The organism is Paraprevotella xylaniphila YIT 11841, from assembly GCF_900683745.1.
Taxonomy (GTDB): Bacteria; Bacteroidota; Bacteroidia; order Bacteroidales; family Bacteroidaceae; genus Paraprevotella; species Paraprevotella xylaniphila.
This window is the reverse complement of sequence record NZ_LR215980.1, coordinates 2115558-2140312: the sequence shown is the minus strand read 5'-3', so window position 1 is coordinate 2140312 and position 24755 is coordinate 2115558. Positions and strand designations below refer to the sequence as shown.

The 24755-nt window shown below is 49.4% G+C and carries 21 protein-coding genes and 1 pseudogene; 8 read left to right on the top strand and 14 right to left on the bottom strand.

Annotated features, from left to right (window positions below; genetic code table 11):
* The first annotated feature begins 347 nt into the window (after positions 1-347).
* From E0E47_RS09180 to leuB, 5 genes are read left to right on the top strand one after another with little or no spacing between them, the layout of a single operon-like run.
* Positions 348-1850, top strand: a complete 1503-nt coding sequence (locus E0E47_RS09180; protein ID WP_130893531.1) for a 2-isopropylmalate synthase — start codon at positions 348-350, stop codon at positions 1848-1850.
* Between the two features lie 15 nt (positions 1851-1865).
* Positions 1866-3263, top strand: a complete 1398-nt coding sequence (gene leuC, locus E0E47_RS09175; RefSeq protein WP_130893530.1) for a 3-isopropylmalate dehydratase large subunit — start codon at positions 1866-1868, stop codon at positions 3261-3263.
* A gap of 7 nt (positions 3264-3270) precedes the next feature.
* Complete coding sequence (gene leuD / locus E0E47_RS09170) at positions 3271-3867, top strand: 3-isopropylmalate dehydratase small subunit (protein ID WP_008626932.1); 597 nt, start codon at positions 3271-3273, stop codon at positions 3865-3867.
* A gap of 5 nt (positions 3868-3872) precedes the next feature.
* Entirely contained in the window at positions 3873-5429 is a 1557-nt protein-coding gene (locus E0E47_RS09165; protein WP_130893529.1) for an alpha-isopropylmalate synthase regulatory domain-containing protein, read from the top strand.
* Between the two features lie 31 nt (positions 5430-5460).
* A complete protein-coding gene (gene leuB, locus E0E47_RS09160; RefSeq protein ID WP_130893528.1) occupies positions 5461-6522 on the top strand; it encodes a 3-isopropylmalate dehydrogenase in 1062 nt (353 codons plus the stop codon).
* An 81-nt stretch (positions 6523-6603) separates the two neighbouring features.
* Here leuB and E0E47_RS17585 read toward each other — a convergent pair whose 3' ends face one another.
* The 9 genes from E0E47_RS17585 to E0E47_RS09115 form a co-directional block, all read right to left on the bottom strand.
* Positions 6604-7491 (bottom strand): methyltransferase domain-containing protein, encoded by an 888-nt coding sequence (locus tag E0E47_RS17585; protein WP_232038386.1) that lies wholly within the window; start codon positions 7489-7491, stop codon positions 6604-6606.
* 27 nt (positions 7492-7518) lie between these two features.
* The gene (locus E0E47_RS17580; RefSeq protein WP_232038385.1) at positions 7519-8073 is read right to left on the bottom strand and encodes a beta-1,6-N-acetylglucosaminyltransferase; all 555 of its coding nucleotides are present in this window, start codon (positions 8071-8073) and stop codon (positions 7519-7521) included.
* A 4-nt stretch (positions 8074-8077) separates the two neighbouring features.
* Entirely contained in the window at positions 8078-8662 is a 585-nt protein-coding gene (locus E0E47_RS09145) for a hypothetical protein (protein WP_130893527.1), read from the bottom strand.
* A complete protein-coding gene (locus E0E47_RS09140; RefSeq protein WP_130893526.1) occupies positions 8663-9382 on the bottom strand; it encodes a hypothetical protein in 720 nt (239 codons plus the stop codon).
* A 171-nt stretch (positions 9383-9553) separates the two neighbouring features.
* Entirely contained in the window at positions 9554-10207 is a 654-nt protein-coding gene (locus E0E47_RS09135; RefSeq protein WP_232038384.1) for a hypothetical protein, read from the bottom strand.
* A gap of 42 nt (positions 10208-10249) precedes the next feature.
* Positions 10250-10600, bottom strand: a complete 351-nt coding sequence (locus E0E47_RS09130; protein WP_130893524.1) for a DUF4422 domain-containing protein — start codon at positions 10598-10600, stop codon at positions 10250-10252.
* Between the two features lie 136 nt (positions 10601-10736).
* Positions 10737-12803 (bottom strand): hypothetical protein, encoded by a 2067-nt coding sequence (locus E0E47_RS17575; protein WP_232038383.1) that lies wholly within the window; start codon positions 12801-12803, stop codon positions 10737-10739.
* Between the two features lie 58 nt (positions 12804-12861).
* On the bottom strand, positions 12862-13005 hold the full coding sequence (locus E0E47_RS17320) for a hypothetical protein (protein ID WP_008626919.1): 144 nt from the start codon (positions 13003-13005) through the stop codon (positions 12862-12864).
* Positions 13006-13031: 26 nt separating this feature from the next.
* On the bottom strand, positions 13032-13952 hold the full coding sequence (locus E0E47_RS09115; protein ID WP_172604685.1) for a DUF3828 domain-containing protein: 921 nt from the start codon (positions 13950-13952) through the stop codon (positions 13032-13034).
* 890 nt (positions 13953-14842) lie between these two features.
* Between E0E47_RS09115 and E0E47_RS09110 the strand changes: the two genes are divergently transcribed.
* Complete coding sequence (locus tag E0E47_RS09110; protein ID WP_040602776.1) at positions 14843-15670, top strand: tetratricopeptide repeat protein; 828 nt, start codon at positions 14843-14845, stop codon at positions 15668-15670.
* A 451-nt stretch (positions 15671-16121) separates the two neighbouring features.
* On the opposite strand, the pseudogene E0E47_RS17570 reads toward E0E47_RS09110, so the two are convergent.
* The 5 genes and pseudogenes from E0E47_RS17570 to E0E47_RS09085 form a co-directional block, all read right to left on the bottom strand.
* Positions 16122-16820: pseudogene (locus E0E47_RS17570) on the bottom strand (6-bladed beta-propeller); the annotation flags it as partial.
* Between the two features lie 269 nt (positions 16821-17089).
* Positions 17090-18364 (bottom strand): adenylosuccinate synthase, encoded by a 1275-nt coding sequence (locus tag E0E47_RS09100; protein WP_008626909.1) that lies wholly within the window; start codon positions 18362-18364, stop codon positions 17090-17092.
* A 94-nt stretch (positions 18365-18458) separates the two neighbouring features.
* The gene (locus tag E0E47_RS09095; protein WP_008626907.1) at positions 18459-19061 is read right to left on the bottom strand and encodes a DNA alkylation repair protein; all 603 of its coding nucleotides are present in this window, start codon (positions 19059-19061) and stop codon (positions 18459-18461) included.
* On the bottom strand, positions 19061-21037 hold the full coding sequence (locus tag E0E47_RS09090) for a dipeptidyl-peptidase 3 family protein (RefSeq protein WP_130893522.1): 1977 nt from the start codon (positions 21035-21037) through the stop codon (positions 19061-19063). Before E0E47_RS09090 ends, E0E47_RS09095 begins: the two co-directional genes overlap by 1 nt.
* Before the next feature lie 69 nt (positions 21038-21106).
* On the bottom strand, positions 21107-21544 hold the full coding sequence (locus E0E47_RS09085) for a helix-turn-helix domain-containing protein (RefSeq protein ID WP_008626905.1): 438 nt from the start codon (positions 21542-21544) through the stop codon (positions 21107-21109).
* A gap of 191 nt (positions 21545-21735) precedes the next feature.
* Here E0E47_RS09085 and recQ point away from each other — a divergent pair, with 191 nt between their 5' ends.
* Both recQ and E0E47_RS09075 read left to right on the top strand, forming a co-directional pair.
* Positions 21736-23562, top strand: coding sequence for a DNA helicase RecQ (recQ, locus tag E0E47_RS09080; RefSeq protein ID WP_130893521.1), 1827 nt, complete (start codon positions 21736-21738; stop codon positions 23560-23562).
* A gap of 39 nt (positions 23563-23601) precedes the next feature.
* Complete coding sequence (locus tag E0E47_RS09075; protein WP_130893520.1) at positions 23602-24684, top strand: 6-bladed beta-propeller; 1083 nt, start codon at positions 23602-23604, stop codon at positions 24682-24684.
* The last annotated feature ends 71 nt before the right edge of the window (positions 24685-24755 follow it).

The following is a 24755-nucleotide window of genomic DNA, read 5'->3' as shown; positions in this document are numbered from 1 at the left end:
AATAGTTTTTTGAGGTAAAAACGGGAACAGGTTCAACAATATAGATAGGTTAATGGTGAAGAATCTTGTTTCAGGTCTTTTTTAATGATAATATAATAGTTTAATAATGCTTTTCCTTTTAATTTATTTGTTCAGGTTGATAATTTCTTTTATCTTTGCAGTCGAATAATGAAAAAGGAAGAAGTAATGGGTACAACGATTACATTATTGGCCATGTTGGATATTCGACTGCGTTTTGCGGTGGGAAGTGTGGTCTGTGCGTAGTTGTAGTGTGTAAAAAATACAAGGCCTTTCCCACTTCCCGGTGAGAAAGGCTTATTTTTTAGTAGATTATAAAACGGAAAGATATGAGCGACAGATTATTTATTTTTGATACGACCTTACGCGACGGGGAACAAGTTCCCGGCTGCCAGTTGAACACGGTAGAGAAAATCCAGGTGGCACGCCAGTTGGAGGCACTTGGAGTGGACGTGATAGAGGCCGGTTTCCCGGTATCCAGTCCCGGCGATTTCAATTCGGTGATAGAAATTTCAAAGGCAGTGACATGGCCTACGATTTGCGCGTTGACCCGTGCGGTGCAGAAAGATATCGACGTGGCGGCCGAGGCATTGCAGGCTGCCAAGCATAAGCGTATCCATACCGGCATAGGGACTTCGGATTCCCACATTAAATATAAGTTCAATTCCAACCGTGAGGAAATCATCGAGCGTGCCGTGGCTGCCGTGAAGTATGCCAAACGTTATGTGGAGGACGTGGAGTTCTATGCCGAGGATGCGGGGCGTACGGACAATGAATATCTGGCCCGTGTGGTGGATGCCGTGGTAAAGGCCGGTGCGACGGTGGTGAACATTCCCGACACGACGGGATATTGCCTGCCTCAGGAGTTCGGGGCCAAAATCAAGTATCTGATGGAACATGTGGACGGTCTTTCGACCGGCAAGGCTATCTTGTCCACACATTGCCATAACGATTTGGGTATGGCTACGGCCAATACGATTGCGGGAATCATGAACGGTGCCCGCCAGGCGGAAGTCACCATTAACGGCATTGGTGAACGTGCGGGGAATACCTCTCTCGAAGAAGTGGCCATGATTCTTAAATGCCATAAAGGAATAGGTATTGATACCAATATCAACACCCAAAAGATATATCCTACGAGCCGTTTGGTGTCCAGCCTGATGAACATGCCGGTACAGCCCAACAAAGCCATCGTGGGACGTAATGCCTTCGCCCATTCTAGCGGAATTCATCAGGACGGTGTGCTGAAGAATGTGCAGACCTACGAGATTATGGATCCCAAGGATGTGGGTATTGATGACAATGCCATCGTTTTGACCGCACGTAGCGGACGGGCGGCTTTGAAACACCGTTTGAGCGTGTTGGGCGTAGAAATGGAGGGCGAACGTCTCGACGTGACTTACCAGGAATTCCTGAAGTTGGCCGACAAAAAGAAAGAAGTGAACGACGACGATATCCTGATGTTGGCCGGTGCCGACCGTGCAGCCGCCCACGCCGTGAAACTCGACTATTTGCAGGTCACTACGGGAATGGGCGTCAAGTCCGTGGCTTGTATAGGCTTGGACATTGCCGGTGAGAAGTTCGAAGCCTCGGCTAGCGGGAATGGCCCTGTGGATGCCGCCATATCGGCATTGAAGAACATCATCAAACGCCAGATGGTGCTGAAAGAATTCACCATACAGGCCATCAGCAAGGGGTCGGACGATGTGGGTAAGGTGCACATGCAAGTGGAATACGACGGTCATGTGTATTACGGATTCGGAGCCAACACCGACATCGTGACGGCTTCCGTGGAAGCTTACATTGATTGTATCAACAAATTTAAAAAATAAATATCCAAGACGACAATGGTAAATACTCTGTTTGACAAGATTTGGGATAAACACGTCGTACAGTACGTGGAAGACGGGCCGCAACAACTGTACATCGACAGGCTTTACTGTCATGAGGTGACCAGCCCGCAGGCTTTCGCCGGCATGCGTGCCCGAGGCTTGAAATGTTTCCGTCCCGACCATATTTATTGTATGCCGGACCATAACACTCCGACGCACGACCAGGATAAGCCGATAGAGGACCCTGTCAGTAAAACACAGGTGGACACGTTGGCCAAGAATGCGGCCGATTTCGGTCTGGCCCACTTCGGCATGATGGACCCGAAGAACGGCATCATCCATGTGGTGGGGCCGGAGCGCGGTCTTTCGTTGCCCGGCATGACGATTGTGTGCGGTGATTCCCACACGTCTACGCATGGAGCCATGGGTGCCGTGGCTTTCGGTATCGGAACGTCTGAAGTGGAGATGGTGATGGCATCCCAGTGCATCCTGCAGCAAAAGCCCAAATCCATGCGCATTAATGTGGAAGGCGAATTAGGGAAGGGAGTGACAGCCAAAGACGTGGCGCTTTATCTGATGTCGCAGTTGACGACTTCGGGGGCTACCGGTTATTTTGTGGAATATGCCGGTTCCGTAGTACGTAATTTGTCCATGGAAGGACGTTTGACGCTGTGTAACCTTTCTATTGAAATGGGTGCCCGTGGCGGCTTCATTGCTCCGGACGAGGTGACTTTCGAGTACATCAAAGGGCGCGAATATGCTCCGAAGGGCGAAGCTTGGGACAAAGCCGTGGCCTATTGGAAGACCTTGAAGAGTGGGGAAGATGCCGTGTTCGACAAAGAACTGACCTTCAATGCGGCAGAAATTGAACCCCGTATCACATACGGGACGAATCCGGGTATGGGCATCGGCATTACGGAAAGTGTACCGGCGATAGGCACGGTGCCTGAAGCCGGGCGTGTGTCATACCTGAAGTCCTTGGATTATATGGGTTTCCAACCGGGCGAGAAGCTGTTGGGCAAACCGGTGGATTATGTATTCCTCGGGGCATGTACCAACGGGCGCATCGAGGATTTCCGCGCTTTTGCTTCCATTGTGAAGGGACGTAAGAAGGCAGACCGTGTGGTGGCGTGGTTGGTGCCCGGTTCATGGATGGTGGCCGACCAGATTAAGGCCGAAGGTTTGGACAAGGTGTTTGAGGAGGCAGGCTTTGCGCTCCGTCAGCCCGGCTGTTCGGCCTGTTTGGCCATGAATGACGACAAGATTCCGGCAGGGAAATTGTCCGTGTCCACTTCCAACCGTAATTTTGAAGGACGTCAAGGTCCCGGTGCGCGTACGGTTTTGGCCAGTCCGTTGGTGGCCGCAGCCGCAGCCGTGACAGGAGTGATAACCGATCCGCGAACATTAATGTAATAGAGCTATGAAACAGAAATTCAATATCATAACAAGTACATGTGTGCCTCTTCCTTTGGAGAATGTGGATACCGACCAGATTATTCCGGCACGTTTCTTGAAAGCCACGACAAGAGAAGAGAGCTTTTTCGGTGAGAACCTGTTCCGTGACTGGCGTTACAATGCCGATGGGACGGTGAACAAGGATTTTGTATTGAATAACCCTACTTACGGGGGAGAGATTCTTGTGGCCGGGAAGAATTTCGGTAGCGGTTCCAGTCGCGAACATGCGGCTTGGGCAATAGCCGGTTACGGTTTCCGGGTCGTTATCAGCAGTTTCTTTGCCGACATCCACAAGAACAACGAATTGAACAATTTTGTGTTGCCTGTGGTGGTCAGCGAGGACTTCCTGGCCGAATTGTTTGCTTCCATCGAAGCCGACCCGAAGATGCAGGTAGAGGTGGATTTGCCGAACCAGACAGTGACCAATAAGGCCACGGGGCATAGTGAGAAGTTTGAAATCAACGGGTATAAGAAATATTGTTTGATGAATGCGCTCGACGACATCGACTTCCTGTTGGAAAACAAAGGAAAGATAGAGGATTGGGAGCGTCGTAACGCCTGATAAGGATGGAAGCGAATCCTGTGAAGATAGAAATCATGGACACGACCTTGCGCGACGGGGAACAAACCAGTGGCGTAAGTTTCGTGCCGCATGAAAAGTTGATGATAGCCCGTGCGCTGTTGCAGGACCTGAACGTGGATCGCATAGAAGTGGCTTCGGCTCGGGTATCCGAGGGAGAGGTGGATGCGGTGCGTAGCATTTGCCAGTGGGCGCGCCAGACCGGGCGGCTCCATCGGGTGGAAGTTTTGGGGTTTGTAGACGGGCACGCTTCTTTGGATTGGATTCATGCTTGCGGGTGTAAGAACATCAATTTGTTGTGTAAGGGTTCGGAGAACCATTGTACGAACCAGTTGAAGAAAACGTTGGAGCAGCACGTGGCCGACATCCGTCGTTCTTTGGATTATGCCGAAGAACTGGGCATTGCCGTAAACGTCTATCTGGAAGACTGGAGCAACGGCATGAAGCATTCGCCGGACTATGTCTTTGCATTGATGGATGCTTTGAAAGATACGAAAATTCGGCGTTTTATGTTGCCGGATACGTTGGGCATCCTGAATCCATTGGATTTGTTGAGTTACATCCGCAAGATGGTGAAACGCTATCCGGGCGTGCATTTCGACTTCCATGCCCATAACGATTACGACTTGGCCATTTCCAACGTGTTGGCTGCCGTGTTGGGCGGTTGCCGGGGCATCCATACCTCGGTCAACGGCTTGGGCGAACGGGCAGGGAATGCCCCGTTGGCCAGTGTGCAGGCGATATTGAAAGACCAGTTCAATGCACAGACAGGCATCGACGAGAGCCGGTTGAACGAAGTGAGCCGGATGGTGGAAAGCTATTCCGGCATCCCTATCCCACCCAACCGTCCGATTACGGGCGAGAGTGTGTTTACGCAGGTGGCCGGTGTGCATGCCGACGGGGACAACAAGGCCAACCTTTATTGCAACGACCTTTTGCCCGAGCGTTTCGGCCGTAAGCGGGAGTATGCCTTGGGTAAAAACAGCGGGAAGGCCAATATCCTCAAGAACTTGGAGGAATTGGGTTTGGAATTGTCGCCCGAACAGACCCGCAAAGTGACGGAACGTATCATCGAGTTGGGCGACAAGAAAGAGTTGGTGACGCAGGAGGACTTGCCTTATATTGTGTCCGACGTGCTGAAGCATGATACCGTGGAGGAGCATGTCCGGCTGTTGAGTTACATGGTCACCACGGCGTACGGCCTGAAACCGATGGCACAAGTAAAGCTGGAAATCAACGGGGAGGCTTACGAAGAGAATGCTTCCGGCGACGGCCAGTTCGATGCTTTCATGCGTGCTGCCCGTCATATCTATAAGAACCGCCTTTCGCGGAAGTTCCCGTGGCTAGCCAATTACAGTGTGAGTATTCCGCCGGGTGGGCGGACGGATGCTTTGGTACAGGCCGTCATTACGTGGAACTGGAACGGGAAGGTGTATCGTACGCGCGGTCTGGATGCCGACCAGACGGAAGCCGCCATCAAGGCCACGGTGAAGTTGCTGAACCTCATCGAGGGAGATTATAAGGACTTGGAGAGTCATGTTTGATGATTGAAATAACGAATATAAACTGAATATTATGGATTTAAAGATTGCCGTATTGCCGGGCGACGGCATAGGCCCCGAGATTTTGGAACAAGGAGTTGCAGTGATGAATGCCGTGTGCGAGAAGTTCGGCCATCACGTAAGTTACCAATATGCACTTTGCGGTGCGGAAGCCATCGACAAAGTGGGCGACCCGTTCCCCGAAGAAACGTTTAAAGTCTGCATGGATGCCGATGCCGTATTGTTTTCGGCCGTGGGAGACCCTAAGTTCGACAATGACCCCACGGCCAAGGTACGCCCCGAACAAGGACTTTTGGCCATGCGCAAGAAGTTAGGCTTGTTTGCCAATATCCGTCCGGTGGAGACTTTTGATTGCCTGATTCACAAGTCGCCGTTGAAGGACGAATTGGTGCGTGGTGCCGACTTCATTTGTATCCGCGAACTGACCGGCGGCATGTATTTCGGAGAGAAGTATCAGGATGATGAAAAGGCATACGACACGAACGCTTATACGCGTCCGGAAATCGAACGTATCCTTCGCGTGGCGTACGAATATGCGATGCGCCGCCGCAAGCACCTGACGGTGGTGGACAAGGCCAACGTGTTGGCATCGAGCCGGCTGTGGCGTCAGGTGGCCAAGGAGATGGCTCCGCAGTATCCTGAAGTGGAGACCGATTATATGTTCGTGGACAATGCCGCCATGCGCATGATTCAAGACCCGCGTTTCTTTGACGTGATGGTGACGGAGAATACTTTCGGCGACATCCTGACCGACGAAGGCTCTTGCATCACCGGTTCCATGGGCTTGTTGCCGTCGGCTTCCACGGGTGAGCATACGCCGGTGTTCGAACCTATCCATGGTTCTTGGCCGCAAGCCAAGGGGCAGAACATCGCCAATCCTTTGGCCCAGATTCTTTCCGTGGCTATGCTGTTCGAGTACTTTGATTTGAAGGAAGAAGGCGCATTGATTCGCAAGGCTGTGAATGCTTCTTTGGATGCCAACGTACGTACGCCGGAAATTCAGGTAGAAGGCGGGGAGCGTTACGGGACGACGGAAGTAGGGCAGTGGATTGTGGATTATATCAAGAATGCCTGACAGCATATGTAGAAAGGAGCAGCCAATGTGTCATTCTGTGGCACGTGGGCTGCTCCTTTCTTTATGGGATATCACAGTTTCTTAGTAGTCGATGAGTGGCAGGTTTTGCCGGGTGAGCACACAGCAGTCTTTCCTTTTTAAAACGACGTGCAGCCTGGCCGTCATATACTTTTCTACGGTATAACCTTCCTTTTCAAAATGTGGGATGATGTCTCCGTCCGTCATGTTCCTATGGGGGAGGGTGGCCATGGATTCCGTTACGTTCCAACTTAACAGGATGAAATGCGACGACAGTCGTGCGAGGTTACCTATGGCCGTGGATACCGATTCCTCCGGGATATACGGGAGCACGTCCTTGCATACCACGATGTCAAAGGGGGTAGGGATGTCCAGTTCTTCCGTGAGGTCTGCCACTTCGCAGGCAGCATCCCCTTCGGGCAGGAGCATGCCCGACAAATCCGGAGTGTGGGGATTCGCGTCATATCCGGCAAACGCAAGTCCGCAGCTTCTCCATTGCGATACGTAGTAACCGGCACCGCATCCCATGTCTATTCCCGTCCGTGCCCCTATGTCCCACCACATTTGCGTGACGAAATCGCAAAACTTCTTGTCATGCCCGTATTTCAGGAAACCGTCATACCTCCAACCTCCGGTAGGCATCAGACGAATATCCTTATCTTGTAACAGATACCGGTCTATCCTATCCAATAGCACCGTACTACATGGCAGCTCAATTTTTCGTGCGAAAAGGTATTCGTCTTCCAAAAGGTAATGGAAGTGTTCGCATCCCAAATTGGCCGGGCGGTTGCCGTTTTCATGTTTCCAACGGATAAAACGGTGGTTCCAAGGTACGATGTCCTCCTTGTTCATCAGATTGACCAGTACGGTGGCCACATAACATTCCTCCGGCACGAAAGTCATCCACATCCGGCCATAAAGCGAGGGGAAGCGGTCGGTATAGTCCAACAAGGTGGTGGCAGCCTTTCGGGTAATGGACTACCATTGCGAACTGCCGTACAGATGGTCGAACTCGTCGGGAATGGGGCGTTTGGCCCTTTTGACCTGTTGTTGCCTTACCTGTTCCCTGACCCACCCGCGTGGATTCCTTTTGCTTGCGGCATAGTCGTATGGATAATAATATTGCAGTCGGCGGAAAGTATTGTCTTCCCAGTTCGGATGCGGCAAATGCAGGTATCCGATGTATTCTTTTCCCGCATTCCGGTCAAAGAACTCTAGGAAATAATCTAACGGACGGGTTGGGTAGTCTTGTCCGCTGATAAGATGGAAGTAATCGGCATCGCTGCGTTGTACAACCATACGCAACAGGTGCATTTCGCTTTCCAATACGCTTGTGCCGCCCCAGTTCACGTCATATTCGCGCGAAACAGCTTTCACTTGTTTGTAACTACGCAACTTTTCTTCCTCTTCGCGTGTGACGGATTGTTTTTTGTCTATATGGATGAATACGTCGCAATCCTTTTCGAAATATCCGGCTAACCTGCATAATTGCCCGATGTTTTTGTGGGCTAAGATTAAAATGGCATGTCTCATGGCTTTAATGTCGTTGTGTGATTGAATCGGGAAGGGTTATTAGCATCTCAGGCTTGAACAAATCCTCCTTTTTATAGATGAGTTTCCTCCAAATCTCTTCAATGACAAGTGAATCATGAGGATTTTTTGATGTACGTAGGATTTCGTCCAGATTTTTGTCGTATGCCTCTTTTCCGTACAGGATTTGAATGATTATGGCACGGTTTATCTGGTCTCCGAAATCCTTTTTTACCGCTATCAACGAATCGTAGATGGCCACAGCCTTCGTGAAACAAGAGCGTGCCTTGATGCTGTCATTTTTCATCTGGTATATCCATCCTTCACCGAAATAGAATTGAGGGTCGCGGGGATATCGGGTGTGCAGTGTGTCAATAAACAAGAGCGCGCTTTCCAAATCCCTCCTGCATAATAATGTATCTAAACGCATTCCGGCCTGAAAACGCTCTCGTTTTGCCTTCTTGTCTGACGGGAGAGTTTCATCGGAATGTTTGCACCCATGGATTACAGTTACAAAAAGTGCAAGGCACACTGTAATTGCTATCCAAGTAGGGCTTTTTACGTCGAAGAGGTATGTCTTTCTTTTATTCATTTATAGTTTGTTTGGCATTTCTTGGTTGTTTGAGTTCAGGTTGATAACTTTTTCGAGTCTTTCAGGTGTATTTGTTACGATGCTTTTGATGAAGTAGGCTTTGGGCGTGCCTTGGCGGACTTGGCATACAAGTTGTCCATTCTCAAATCGGATGATGATGCGATGCAGTGCCCCAATATGTTTGGGCGTGGCGATAAACAAGGTACCTCCATGTAAGATGCGACTGCTATGAGCGGGATTTTCTAGATGATGCCTTCCTTTTTGCAAAAACGCTCCCAAATCCTTGGTGTTGTCATAGAAGTCTCCGTCAATGGTGTCTTTACCGGTACATTCTTGTAGGGTCAATGCTTCTACCTTATTTCCTTTTATTTGTAGAGGAATGAGTACGTTTCCTGAAGCCTGTGGAGTGGCCATGAATGTAATATTCGTCAGGCTGTCTGTGCATCCCTCTAAATAAGGTTCAATTCCTCCAACGAAGAGTCCATGTTTATAACCGGTCGGGACAGTCTCGAATGACAACTTATATAAGTTGATGCCATGAGCGAACGAATCGCACAAGGCGATTCGTTCAGCTTGTATTTGACTTATATGGTATTTGTATGCCTTTTTTGTGGTGAAATGCTGTATGGTTAAACCTATTGCCACGATCAGGATGAGCAAAAGCACTATTGCCGCAAAAATACGGACGACAATCTTTATTAGTTTTATTATCAGCTTCATTCGTTATTTATTTGGGTGTGACATAGATGAAGTAAGCATCACAATTTTTAGAATCATCGTCATAATTGAATGTCCATTTCCCGGGTAGGTCTCAGGCTGTCGTTCTCCATACGGATGGTTTGATAGTCCTTTTCAGGTACATTGTCTCCTATTCCTGCTTGCAAACAGGAATTAGGAGGATAATGGAATTTTGCCTTTCAGCAAGACGAAGACCCTACCGTTCTTATCGTTGTAAGGACAGGTCAGATTCTTGACTGTTATAGAATCTTTCATCGGAGACATGCCATACCGTACAACGTCATTTTCCAACCACTGGGCAAAGGAGATACTCATTTGTATCTCATCCTCCATCCGGTCGGTAAAGGGTTCCCACGTCTGATAGCGGGACATGGCTTCTTGCCAGGAACGGATATGGCGGTCGATGGGGGCTTTGACGAAAGTGTTGACTTTTTCACCGCTTGAGGTTGTGACAATGTCCAGACGGAATGAAATGGAGTCTTTGTCTTGTTTTATATCTGTCATGGGCATGACGAAATAGCCGCACTCGTAGCCTTCACGAGCTTGTTCAAACTCGTCACTCGTTCCCCAAAAGTACCCTTTCTTCAATATGCCGTTTTCCAAATACAATTCCATATAACAGTCTTCGGGAAGCAAGTCCGGATAATGGTCTTGCTCTGGATTATGGTAACGATACCATAGGGTGTCAATGTCCACACGTTCTTGTGCGGAAAGAGGTATGGTACTAACTGAAATCAATGTGATTGATAAGATTATTGTAATGAATACAAACTTATGGTTGGGGAATTTCAAGGTGAATGCATCCATTGCTTTTTTCATTAAAATACTTGATATTTTCATCTTTTGATTTTATTTCTGATATAAATTGGTCGGGATTTTATGTGCACCCTTGTAGTGACCGAAGACATGGCAGTTACGGTTGATGGCCAACACTTGGCATGTGCCGGGTTCCACATCCGCTATTCGTCCGAACCGCCTGCGGTAATGGCAGAATCCCACTCTCCGGCTTTGGATTCCGTTTTTCCATACATAATATAAAGTGACTATTTCGGAATAGAACGGATTCAGGTGGTTGATGTTCTCTCCCTCGATTCCGGTATCATTACCCTTGAAGAGGCGCATTACGTCATCTTCCAGTAATCCGAATTGTTGGATTTGTTCGTCTTTATGGTATGTGCACCAAATGGTAAGGTCTTTCATTTGCTTTTCATTATGTAGGTTGTTCCAAATGTATGGAGAATGTTCGGGACGGCCAAATGTTTTCGTTACTTTTTATGTATAAAATAAGTCAAACCCGCAGATTGTCCTTTGTGGGCTAAGATTAAAATGGCATGTCTCATGGCCTTCTGTAATTTTCTTCAATGAGAGCTGAATCAAGGGAACTTTTTAGCCGTAAAGTTAATGCTGATGGTAAATCCTCGATATACGAGTCGTCTGTTACGTGGAAGATATTCGAGGCTTCCTTAAATATACCGTCTTTACTGAACTCCAGTACCATGTAATCCGCATATGGAGACGGGGCGCGATGAGGAGTCATGCAACCTTTGGTGACGAAAAAGAAATAGCGTTTCTTGCTTTCGATGTATCGGCCGGGTGTCCATTGGAGGTCGCGTGGCCAACACCCGCAATCGAGTGTGTCCGGAATGAGAGAGAAGCATTCTGGAAAAGGTAAGTCGGTATGTGGGGTGGAAGGTATGAATAAGGAATCGTTGACATAAGGTTTTTCCCATTTCTTAAAATTGGACATAAATTCTTCAAACCGGATAGGGGCGCGGTCGTTCTCCGGATTTTTAATGGTTTCTTTTTGGGCTGTTCCGGTTGTTCTCTCTTTGATTTTCCCGTCCGGGCTTACGTTGTATTCGTACGTTCTTACCGTGTAGGTCAAGTCTTGGTATCGGAGGATTGAAGTACAATTATCCAAAGAGCCTTGCTCCACAAGGAAGTTTGGTGCCTGTCCTTTTGGGGTTATACGTGTGAAGTATGCCCTCCCGTCATGTCCGACTGTTTTAAAATCCAAAATTTCACCGTCGCGTGAATATGTGACGAGCATATAATCGGTGACATCATTTTCTATGAAATATTGGCTGTTCCCGTCCTTGTAGTCTTGGCAGTGCCTTTTCAGCATGATGGTGATAAAACCTCCACACTCCATGTAACTTCCTTTTTGCCAAAAGACATTATACTGTTCGCAAAGGCAGTCGTCTTGTATGGGAGGAAGAAAACGGGCATACATGTCGCCGTTTATCAAAGCTGAATCGGATATGATTTTCTCTCCAAATGACGAAAGGTTGATTTGGGAGCATTTCTTAAACCCAGACAAGAAAGTTTGGAATGCTGACGGTTGGGCGGTTGCATGTGCAAGATGTAATATGGGGCTTAAATCATATTCCACGATGGTATAAGTCATTTTTATATTGTCGTACCCTATTGCGTACAGATGCTTGTTGACAATAACTGTTGTATTGTCAGAACATAGTGCGCCACCCGGAAACCAACCGGTTGTCGCGTCCAATCGTGGCAAGCCGGAAATGGGATGTTTTGTTATGGTGCGGCGTATCGTGTCTATTATTGCAATCGAACCGATGTCATAGTCTATGGAACCATATATCAGAAAGGTGCCTGTTTTCCCATAGAAGCCCATATAAGGGGGATTGTTTTCCAAATCAATAAATACCGGTATGCCGTCAAGGCGCAACTTGGCGATGCCGTTTCCTCCGCTGACCTTATTTTGCAATTTATTAGGGTATGTGAAGAGATAGCCCATGTCGTGGCTTCTGTCATCGAGCGAAACGCTGTCGGGTACATTATCGGGTCTTGCCACTACATAAAAACCGTTGTCTCGCAATTTCCCCTCAAGGTATTCCCCATCTATGTGTAGGGGGAAACGTTCTAACTTTCCTTTGCCGCTTTTGTGGATACGAAATATGGAATTGGCTTCGTCCTGGTAAGAAATGAATTTGGCTTCATCTTTGAAATAAGTAGAGTTTTCCTTATCATAAGAATAAATGTATTTGACTTCATTTATGAAATAAATGGAATCGTTTACTATCTTGAATAAAGCATTTTGGCAGTGTCTCATGGACAAGCCGAGGTCTCGGCTCCATTCCATGTTCTCTCCTATGAAACAAGCCAATCGGACGGGTTCTCCACCTAAAATGTAAAAACGCCCCTTACCGTCCGTATCAAAACCTTTAATCGTACCATCATACGCTCCATGGTCGCATGGGAAATTCTCGTCGTCATACCTGAATGTCCATTTCCGGGTAGGTCTCAGGCTGTCGTTTTCCATAAGGATGGTTTGATATTCCTTTTCAGGTGCATTGTCTCCTATTCCTGCTTGCAAGCAAGAATAGGAAGATAATGGAATAAGTGCTAACAGATATCCGATAAACGTTTTCTTCATGACTATTTCCTATAAATATAAGATTAAAATGGCAGTCTCATGGTTGCAATGCGTTTCTTTACAGTCCCGTCCTGTCTTTGAGCAAGACGAAAGCCTTGCCCTCCCTGTCAATGTAAGGGCAAGTCAGGTTCTTGACCCTTACGGTGTCTTTTCTCGCAGACATGTTGTAGCGCACGGTGTAGTTTTCCAAGTATGATTCCATGGCGTATTTTCTTTTTGATGGTGTTGTTAAGGGATAAGTTCCACATCGGCTATTTTATATTTGCCGTCTTGGCATTGGAGGGTGACTTGAAGTTTTGTGTAACTATAGCTTACTGTGAAGCATCCTTTGTTTTCGGTGGGATGAATCTGCAAGGAGCTGTACCAAAAGGCATCGAAGTCGTCATTTCCTATGACGGGGTCGAACATAGGGGCTTCCAGTTCCACTTCTTTTTTCGACCGGACGTATTTTTCCTGCATGGCGGGGGTACAGTAGGTCTCTCGCAAGTGTTTCAAGCCTTGTTCCAAATCCGGTTCCATTTTTATGTAAGTATGGGCGTACGACTTGTAAAAGGTTTCCACAAATGTCTTCCCGTCTTGGTGGTCTATGACCTTTTCCTCAGGAATATCAAACCAATAATCCCCGTAATTACGGTTGCCCCAATCAGGTGTTACGTACGAAATACGTGTCTTTCCCAAGGAATCTGTCGTGATGCGTAACGGGATATAGGTCGTTGAATCTTGGGGGTACGGGCGGTATGACACTTCGTACCAACAGCCGGACAGATGCCTGCACCGTACGGACTGGATGGAATATTCCGTAACGTCTTGCGCCCGAATCATGGGGTCGCTATCCGTGGCGCACGCCAATCGTGCCCGTTTTTTCCTCATTTCCGGGGTGAGCAGGTTTTGAAGAAACTTTTCCTCTGTTTTTCTGTCATCGGTGTTGATGGCCTCCATGTATTCCTGATATGATTTTTGGAGGTACTTTTCTATTTGCCTCCCGTCCGAAGGGACAGACAGAGACTGTGCCTTTACGGCTCTTGTCGTAAGGAGGGACAGTAAGAGGACGAGGATTCTGAAAACCTGCATTTTGCCGGATGCAGGATGGGGTAATGTTTTGTCCTGTCCGTTTTTGGGGCTGGTGCACCAAATGGTAAGGTCTTTCATTTGCTTTTCATTATGTAGGTTGCTCCAAATGTATGGAGAATGTTCGGTACGGCCAAAGGTTTTTATCATTTTTAATGGATAAATATTGAATCCTTGTTGGCCTTTGTGGGCAAGATTCAAAAAATGGGAGTCTGATGATGGCAGTACCTCCCCGATGCGGCCTCGTCATGGACTTGACAAAATGCCACCATTGACAAATTGCCATTTTTACCCTTTCAAAACTTCTTTATTTCGGCTCAACTATCAGGGCACTCGGAAATAAACGATTTACGCGGGGGCTGGCAGAATCGCTGTGTCAGCCTTCAGGCGGTTTGAACAGACATCGTGTCAGCCGGAAAACCGTCTTTTGCGCTTACCGTTCGTGGACGGGTGAGCCGCAAATCCCATTCTCCGTACAATCCGTCATGCGGAACTTGACATAAGAAATCATTTAAATAGAAGAATATACCCTCTCAAACCCACTTGGTTTTCCACTTTCAGGACAGAAAAACGCTGTTTTTCACCGAACGGAAAATCACTTTCAGCCGAATGATTTCTCATTTGGCTGAAAGTGATTTTCCGTTTGGCTTTAAATGATTCTTAAAAGTGGTAAATATTCATTTGAATTTAGCCCTGAATTGTAAAATTTTGTATCTGATTTACTCTGGATTTGCTGTCGGTTGGAGGATTTATGGAAGGAAAGAGAGGCGGAAAACAACTGTTTTTGTGTCTTTTTAGCGCAATAATGTGTGTTTTGCTGTTATTTTGCAAGGACAGGTCTTGGGATGCTGAAACGCCCGTAGTCCTGAATTTAGGGGCGGAAAGTCGAGGCCGTGTCTGTCAAAATGCTTATATTTGCGAATAGAATCCTTCTCGCGAGGTTTCAGGTATCAATCAAAAAAGGAGGGAGTATGGGAAAGTGGAAATTGACTTTGGGGTTGTGTTTGGCGGCAACCGTCTGTCAGGCTCAGGTGTCGGACTATAGGACGTACGTGCGGCGGGCGTTGGAGTCCATGTCGGCGGACAGTACGGAGAAGGCCGAGCGTCTGTTCCGTGAGGCCATGCGCATTGAACCGGCGCAGCGTTCCAATGCCATGATATACTACCAGATTGGACGGATGCAGGAGCACCGGGGCAAGCCGGAGAAAGCCTTGGAGAGCTACACGATGGGGCTGAACGTGGCTCCCCACGTCTTGCCGCTCCGCATGGCACGGGCCAAGCTCTACATGCAGTTGGGCAACAAGGAGAAGGCTTTGGTGGACTATAGCGACGTGTTGGACTGGAAGGCCGACGAGCAGGAAGCGCTTTTCATGCGTGCGTATATCTATACCGGGCAACGGCTTTACAGGAGGGCGCGTGCGGATTACGAGGCTTTGCTCAAGCTGAACCCTGCACACGAAGAGGCGCGTATCGGCTTGGTGCTGTTGAATGAGAAAGACAACCGTCCGCGGGAGGCCATGGAGCAGATCAATGCCATGGTGGCTGCCGCGCCGGACCATGCCATCCTCTATGCCGTACGTGCCGGTTTGGAACAGACGCGCAAGCAATACGAGGCGGCTGAGGCGGATTTCACGAAAGCGATTTCTTTGGAACCGAAGAACATTGATTATTTGCTCAACCGTGCCGCGCTCTACATCGAGACGAAGCGGAAGAAAGAAGCCCGTGCCGATTTGGACAAGGCCATGGAACTGGGAGCCAATCCCGAGGACGTGGCTTCCATGCGGCACGAACTGCGATGAGGAACATACGGAAAGCCCTATGTCGTGACGGGATATAAAGAGAGCCGGATTGCAGTGGGCAGTCCGGCTCTCTTTGTAGGTGGGGGGGGTAAGGTTTCATTTTGTAGAAGAGGAGGACGGTGTCGCCGTTGCCCAATGCCTCTTCCGTGGCCTTGTCAGCCGGAGGGAAACCGCATTCCACCAATGCCGCATAAGTGTCGTAATCGGAAATGTAGCTGACGAACATGTCACGGCAGGTGGCGACGGGCAACAGGAACGCGCCGCTGCAATCCTCCTCGTTGTTGGTGCAGAACACACTGTCCCGTTTGTCATACAGGTAGGTGGTGGAATATTCCGGTCCCGTGATGAGCATGCCGATGTAATGGGAGGTGAAAAACGGGGTCGCGCCCAGATAGTTGGCCGCGCTGCGGTCGAGCGGGCTTTTGCCCGTACGTTCCTCTTCCGTCAGCCGGTTCTCGAAATCTATGGCGATGTGTTCGTAGTTTTCGGGGTTATGGATGTCGAAAGCGGTCATGCCGTCAAACCAATAGGAGGAGAAGTAGATGTGCTCCTCGTCGTGGGTAAAGTAGGTCTGCAGCCCCAGGGCATCCCGATAGTTTTCATCATATTCGAAAAGCCCTTTCCGTATCTGGAAATCCGCGTCTGTGATGAAGACGCGGCAGAGCGGTTGGGCGATAGCCGGCAGTCCTCCTATGTTCGGGACAAAGGTCAGGAGGAACTCTCCGTTGGTTGCAGCCTCGATGTCCCACGACATGACGGGCAGCGGTTTTTGTTCCTCATAGGCTCCTGTGCGGCAGTCGTAAAGGAGAACGGCGCGGCGCGTGTTGTCTGCCACGTAGATGTGTTCTCCATCCACCGTGAAGCTCTTGAAGTCCTGGTATTCCCCTTCGCCGTGCCCAAAGCGGTTGATAACGAATGCCACCGTCCCGTCGTTGTGGAAGGCTACGACCTTGCGGCTGCTGATGTCGCCAACGTAAATCAGGCCGTTCCGGAAATACATCTTGTCGATGTTCCGCAGGGCAGACTGCTCCGTGGATTGCAGGGGCAGGTAGATGACCGAGTCCACCCTTTCGTTGACCGATTGGCAGGCTTCTTCGGCAAAATGCAAGGTTTGTGCAAATTCCAAAGTGCTTTTCTCCGACTTTTCCATGCAGGAGGTTAGAAAGGCCATGAACAGGAAGAGGAGGGGATTTTTGACTTGTCTCATAAAGTATGAACGGATAAAGATTAAAATTTTCAGAACAAATTTATACTATTTTGGCGGGTCGGCAAGGTTAACTGGATATGTTTTACAGCATAGTGGGTAAGAGGCGAGGGGGGAATAAGAAGCCCCGTCCTATAGGCGGGAAAGGCCGGAAGGACGGGGCTGTGCCCGAGCCTTAAGGGGGCTGGCTCAGGCATTTGCTTATGAAACAGATTTTATTTTTTACGTACGATGGTCTGTGCGCGGTCGGGACCTACGGACAGGATCGTAATCGGAGTCTCCAATTCCGTTTCGAGGAAACGGATGTAGTCCTTGAAAGCTTGCGGGAACTGGCTCTCGTCCGTCATGTGCGACAAGTCTTCCTTCCAACCCGGAAGTTCCTTGTAGACGGCTTCGCAGCCTTCCGTCTCGAAAGGCATGTCTTCCATCACCACGCCGTCTTTCTTGTAGGCCACGCACGCCTTGATGGTGTCGAACCCGTCGAGCACGTCGCTTTTCATCATGATGAGCTGCGTCACGCCGTTGATCATGATGGCATACTTCAATGCCACCAAATCCACCCAACCGCAACGGCGGTTGCGTCCCGTCACGGCACCGTATTCGTGTCCTACTTCGCGGAGCGTGTCGCCTGTCTCGTCGAACAACTCTACGGGGAACGGACCCGAGCCTACGCGTGTGCTGTATGCCTTGAAGATACCGAACACTTCACGGATGTCCGTCGGGCCTACGCCCAGTCCCGTGCATACGCCTCCGCTAGTGGTATTGGAAGAGCTGACGAAAGGATAGGTTCCGTGGTCGATGTCGAGCATGGTGCCTTGAGCGCCTTCGGCCAACACGTTCTTGCCTTCCTTCAGGTAACGGTTGATTTCGATTTCCGTGTCTGTCAGGTGGAAACCGCGCAAGTATTCCACGCCCTCCAACCAGAGCTTTTCTTCGTCCGTGATGTCGTAGTCCGTATAGTGTAAGTCTTTCAGTATCTGTTTGTGGCGTGCTTTCAGAGCTGCATATTTTTCTTCAAAGCGGTCGAGGATGTCACCCACGCGCAAGCCGATACGTGCGGCTTTGTCGCTGTATGTGGGGCCGATGCCCTTGCCGGTGGTGCCCACTTTGGCCTTACCTTTGGCGGCTTCGTAGGCACGGTCCAGGACACGGTGGGTAGGCAGGATCAGGTGGGCGCGCTTGCTGATGTGCAGACGTCCTTTCAGGTCGTATCCTGCGGCCTCCAGTTCCTTGGCTTCGGCCATGAACAAGTCCGGAGCGATGACGCAACCGTTGCCGATGATGTTCACTTTGTCTTTTGCGAAGATGCCCGAAGGGATGGAGCGGAGCACGAACTTCTTGCCTTCGAAAATGATGGTGTGTCCGGCATTCGGGCCGCCTGCGAAACGGGCCACCACGTCATATTCCGGGGTAAACACGTCTACCACTTTTCCTTTGCCTTCGTCTCCGAAAACGATGCCTAACAGGGCATCTACTTTTCCTTTTTTCATATTCTTATAAAAGCTTTTGTTTTACCAAACCGCACAAAGTTAATCTTTTTTTCTTTAAAATCAGAATGATGTGCGTCCTATTTTTGTGGGAAGTTCAGAATCCGGCTTCCCGGAGAATCTTTTCCCCTGCCTCGTGTGCCGCGTCGTCCAATGCCTGGTATTTCTGTAAGGCCGAGACGGCGGCGCGGCGTACGGGGAGGGGCGCGTGCAGGGCCGTGCGGGCTTGGTCGAGAAACTCGTTGGCCGAGCGTTCGTTGGGGCGGAGGCCCTGCATGAACAGGCGTGCCAGGATCAGGTAGCCGCATTGCTGGAACATGTCGTCTTCTGAGGCAATCCATTCGTACGCTTTCTGCGAGGCGTAGGGCAGGCGGCAGAACAAGTTCTGCACGGTATGTTGTGCGATTTCCGTATTGGGCATCGCTTCCACCCAAATGTCGGCGATTTCGGGATAGAACGTATCGGTGGGTTGGAGCATGGCTGCCAACAGCTTGCATTCCCGGATGTCTTCTTTCCACAAGGCTTGGGCCAGGTCGTGGTCTGCGGGAAACCCGGCGGCGATGTCACGGAGCCGAGGAAGTTCCACCCCGAAGTTCAGTTTATAGTTCATGCCGTTTTCACGCATGTAGGCAGAAGCCACGCCGTTCATGGCGAGGCGCAACTCCGTTTTTATCTTTCGGATGGTTTCTGGTATGTCCATTATTCGTTGCAGTAAGGCAGGGTGGCATAGTCCCGGCTGTAGCGCAGCATTTGTGCGTCGTAGGCTTCGCCGTATTCCACCTTGATGTCGGTGATTTCTTTTTGTTCATTGTAGACCGGCGTGTAGACCGGATTGATAAAGCCTTTGTAGGGCGAGAGGTGCAGTGCCCGGTAACGTTGCAGGATTTCGGTGTGCAGGTCCGGGTCGATTTTCACGCCGTAGCGTTCCACCAAGTCGCGTGCAGCCTCGTAGTCTCCTTCGCTTTTGATGCGTTGTATCTCGCGGAGCAGGAGGCCGAACAACTCGCGAAGCTTCTCATAGTCGCGGATGCGGACGTAGGTTTTCCCGTCACGTTTTACAAGTTCGGCCACCCCTTCTTCCCGGCCGTGCTCGTAGGTCCACCGGGCGATGAGGGCACGGTTGCGCATGTGGGCTTCTTCGATGTCACGGCCCGGTTCGATGCGTACCGTTTGGGTCAACAGCCCGTTCATCATGTAGCCGTAATATTGTGCCTTGTAGGCTTCGGCATCGGGTGTCAGCCCTAATTCCACCAACTTGGTATCGGCCAGGTAATACAGTCCGAACAAGTCGGCCCGTGCTTCTTCGATGGCCGCCCCGTAGGCTTTCAGGGCATCCGGGTCCACGCCCGGCAGGAGTTTGCCGCTTCCATGCCCGAGGCATTCGTGCAGGTCGGTATGCAGGTCGTCGCAGGTATCCTGGTAACGGTCGAGCAGCCGGAGCGTTTCGTCGTCGATGACGAACTCCTGCAAGAAACCGTTACCGTGCGCCGCCTTGTTGTAAGCGTCTGTCAGGTTGCCGATGGTCACGCTTTTGCTGCCGTATTCCGCCCGCACCCAGTTGGAATTGGGCAGGTTGATGCCGATGGCCGAGGCCGGATAGAGGTCGCCTCCGAGGATGGCCGCCTTGATGACCTTGGCCGACACCCCCCGGCATTCCGCTTTCTTGAAACGGTCGTCCACGGGAGAGTGGTCTTCAAACCATTGGGCGTTGGCGCTCAGTTTTTCCGTACGCGCCGTGGCTTCCAAGTCCTTAAAGTTGGCGTATCCTTCCCAACTGGCTTTCAGTCCCAACGGGTCGCCGTAGGTTTCCGTGAAACCGTTGGTGAAGTCCACCATCGCTTCGGTCTCCTGTACCCACAGGATGGTGTATTCGTCGAATGTCTTCAGGTCGCCGGTGCGGTAAAATTCGATGAGTTTGCGGAGCACCTCGGCCTGTTTCCCGTTTTCTGCCACGTCGGCGGCTTTTTCCAACCAAAAGATGATGCGGTCGATGGCTGCGCTGTACAAGCCTCCCGATTTCCATACTTTTTCTTTTAGTTTCCCGTCGGCTTTCACCAACCGGCTGTTCATGCCGTACATGACGGGGCGTGGGTCGTCCTCCTGCTTCATCGTGTTGTAGAAGGTTTCCGCTTCCGTCTGGGTCACCCCGTCACCGTAGTAGTTGCAGGCCGAGGTCTTTACCAAGTCGTCCCCGTCTGTCTGGTTGACACGCTTGGGCATGACTTCCGGGTCGAAGATGACAGGCGCGAGCAGGTCGCAAAGCGCCTCGGCCGTCTGTCCTTCTTCGAGCGGAAGCTTGTCCGCAGGGACGTTCCGGACGGCTTCCCGGAAGAAAGTTTCGCTGAATCCCGGTTTGAACTTTTCGCAACCGTAATGGTGGTGTATGCCGTTGGAGAACCATACGCGTTTCAGGTAGACGGTGAATGCCTGGAAGTCCGCAGTGTTCCGGTCGCCGGAATAGTCGGTGTAGAGGGTCTCCAGCGTTTTCCGTATCCGCAGGTTGTATTTCCCGTTCTGGTCCCAAAGTATGTCACGGCCGGTCAGTGCCGCTTCGGACAAATAATATATCAGTTTTTTCCGGGCGATGGAAAGCCGGTCGAACCCGTCCACCCGGTAACGGAGCATCTGCAAATCTGCAAATTGCTCGTCATTATAGGAAAAAGTTTCTGTTTGCATGTCGGTATATGAATGAAAAAAAGGGATATATCGCACGGATGTATCCCTTTATATTTGGTTCATGTCTGGTCAAGCCTTGGCTGCTTCCTTCTCTTTGGCGAGATGTTCCATGCGGTAACCGCGCGGAGTGACACCTAAGATTTTATAGAATGCTGCGTAAAAAGACTGGCGGTTGGCAAATCCTACCATAGCCGAAATTTCCTCCATCGTCTTGTCCATGTATCTTTTGTCCGTCAGGAGATACTGGGCGTCTTTGATGCGGTACTCATTGACCAGACTGGAGTAGTTCTGATGGAAGCGGATATTGACCACGGCACTGATATAACGCGTGTTGGTATTCAGTTCTTCAGCCAGTTTCTTGGCAGAATAACTTGGGTCGCGGTACTTCTTGTCCACCACGAACACTTTCAGGATTTTTTCATACAACTCGTCTACCAGTTCAGCTCTTACCAGAGAACGGTAGGCAGCATTCTTCTCTTTCTTTTCTGTTAAATTATACTTTCCCATACTTCGGATTGTTTTATTAAAAAATAATCAGCCCTTCTTTTGCCCCTTCGTCGGATATGATTATTCTTTTTGTTTGTTCATTTGTATGCAAAAATCGCCTTTTTTTATTTCTTGTACAAGCCTATTCAATTAAAAGATGCAAAAAAGGCGTATCTTTGTGGTGTTTTTCACAAAATAGGTAGTGAATAATTATGCAGAATATATTAAAACGGTATTTTGGCTTTGACTCTTTCCGTCCTTTGCAGGAAGACATCATCGGAAAAGTTTTGGCCGGACATGATGTCGTGGTGCTCATGCCTACCGGTGGCGGGAAGAGCTTGTGTTATCAGGTTCCTGCGTTGATGAAGGAAGGGACGACTGTCGTGATATCTCCTTTGATATCCTTGATGAAAGACCAAGTGGAGGGATTGCGGGCCAACGGTGTGCCGGCGGCCGCACTGAACAGCGCGAACGACGAGGCCGAGAGTGCCAGGGTGCGTGCCGCCTGCCTGAGAGGGGAGTTGAAGCTGTTGTATATTTCGCCCGAACGTCTGATGTTGGAACTCCCTTATCTGATAAGGGACATGAAAGTGTCCTTGTTTGCAGTGGACGAAGCGCACTGTATCTCGCAATGGGGGCATGATTTCCGGCCGGAGTATGCCCAATTGGGATTGTTGAGGCAGACGTTTCCCGATGTGCCGATTGTGGCATTGACCGCTACGGCCGACCGTTTGACAAGAGAGGATATACAGAAGCAGTTGGCTTTGTCCGACCCGGTCGTGTTCATTTCTTCTTTCGATCGTCCGAACCTCAGTCTTGACGTGAAACGCGGGTATCAAAAGAAAGACAAGGACCGTGCCATATTGGAACTTATCGCCCGGCATCCCGACGATTGCGGAATCATATATTGCCTGAGCAAGAAGACCACCGAAAGCGTGGCAGAGATGCTTCGTGGGCATGATATAGCAGCCGTGGCCTACCATGCCGGGCTCCCTACTGAGGAGCGCGAGAGGGCACAGGATGATTTTATCCACGACCGTGTGCAGGTGGTGTGTGCCACGGTGGCGTTCGGTATGGGCATAGACAAATCCAATGTTCGTTTTGTGATTCATTATAATTTGCCGAAGAGTATAGAAGGATTTTACCAGGAAATCGGGCGTGCCGGGCGCGACGGTCTTCCGGCAGAAACGGTATTGTTTTATTCATTGGGCGATTTGGTGCAGTTGTCCAAGTTTGCCCAAGAGAGCGGACAGCGGGAAATCAACACGGAGAAGCTGCGCCGGATGCAGGAATATGCGGAATCCGACGTGTGCCGTCGTCGCATTTTGCTGAATTATTTCGGAGAACATACCGACGGGGATTGCGGAAATTGCGATGTGTGCAAGAACCCTCCGCGACGGTTCGACGGTACGATATTGGCCCAGAAAGCCTTGAGTGCCATCGTGCGGGCGGATGAGCAGGTCAGTGCCCGAACGCTTACGGACATCCTGCGCGGCAATTTCAGTCCGGAGGTGACGAAGGGGCATTTTGAAACACTGAAGACTTTCGGGGTGGGGCGCGACGTGCCGCCGCACGATTGGCAGGACTACCTGATGCAGATGTTGCAGAACGGTCTGTTCGAGATAGCTTACGAAGAAGGCAACCACCTGAAGTTGACCGAAAGCGGCAGGCAGGTCTTATATAAAGGTAGGAAAGTGGAACTGGCCGTTATCCGCAGGGAGGAGAAGCCGCAGAAGCGCGGACGAAAATCCCTTCGTCCCGTTGCGGCTTCCGTTTTGTTTACGGGTGGTCGTCCGGCAGCGGCTCCGTTGGCGGCAGGCAGTCAGGAACTGTTCGAGGCTTTGCGGGCTTTACGCAAACGTCTGGCCGATGCACAGGGTTTTCCGCCTTATATCGTTATGTCCGACAAGGTGTTGCAGAATCTTTGTGAGGCTCGTCCGCAAACGGTGGAAGCATTCGGTATGGTCAGCGGCATCGGTGAATTCAAAAAAGAAAAGTACGGGAAAGACTTTGTGGAAGTGATTCGCCGTTTCAAGTGATTCCCGTACAGGAGGTTCTAATTTTAAAAGTAGAATGGTATGAAGTATATCCATTATTATATATTATTTCTGTTCTTTTTTATTGCGTGCAAGGAGAGTAAAACAGATATTAACCCTTGTGTTCCACAGACGAAACTTGATGTGCCTTTGGAAGAAGTGTCAGGAATAAGTTCTTCGTTTGTTGATACTGTTCTGTTTGTAAAACTACGAGAGCCGCAAAATACGTTTAGAAATCTTGATAAGCTCAAAATATATAATGATACTATATACATACTTGATGAGAGCTTATCTAAACTGATGTCGTTCGACAAGGAGGGGAATTTTATCACGCAGTATGGTGAGCGTGGGCGGTCGGGTTCGGAATATGTGAGGGTAAATTCTTTTGATGTGGACAAGCATTATGTTTATCTATATGATGATGCCAGTGAGAAGATGATTTCATTTACCCATGGTGGCGAATTCGTCCAAAAGGTGGAAACTTCTTTTTGGGGAGAGGACTTTAAAGTTTTAGAAGATGGTTCATTCTTGTTTTCGTTAAAGCCCGGAAAGACGAATGTGAAACTTTGCATGACAGATTCACTTTTTAACATCAAAAAGGTGTTTTCTTACTTTGATGAGAAAGACCAAGACAATTATTCCGGCTATTCCCTTTTTCAAAAAGTGGGTGACAGCATTTATTATACGGATGACATGTCAGATACGACCCATGTGTTTACGCCAAAAGGTGAGTTGGTACATTCTTATCTCTTCAACTTCGGCAAATATGCGCCTCCTTTGGAGGCTCGTCATGATGCCGAACAACTAATTAAAGACAAGCATGTCTTTATGTACACTTGCCCGTTAATATATGAATCCAAATTGGTTATGTTTTTGAGAAACCGGAATCTTAGGACTGTTCTATATTATGACATGAGAGAGCGTATTGGTGGAAACAAGGATATAGACAAAGGATTGTCTCCTACGGATATTATCATTCCATTGTGTATGGCCGATGGGTGTGTAGTAGGGTATTTGGAAGATTACTGTCTGGATAGGTTTGAGGACAAGGCAACATTGCCTACAGATGTTGTACAACATTTGGAAAATGGTTACCGTGTCGTGGCATTTTATAGATTGAACTAACAAATTTTTGTAATAGTGACAAGGACATTGATGACGATGCCATGCAGATGAAATGGAAGTTTATTACTTTA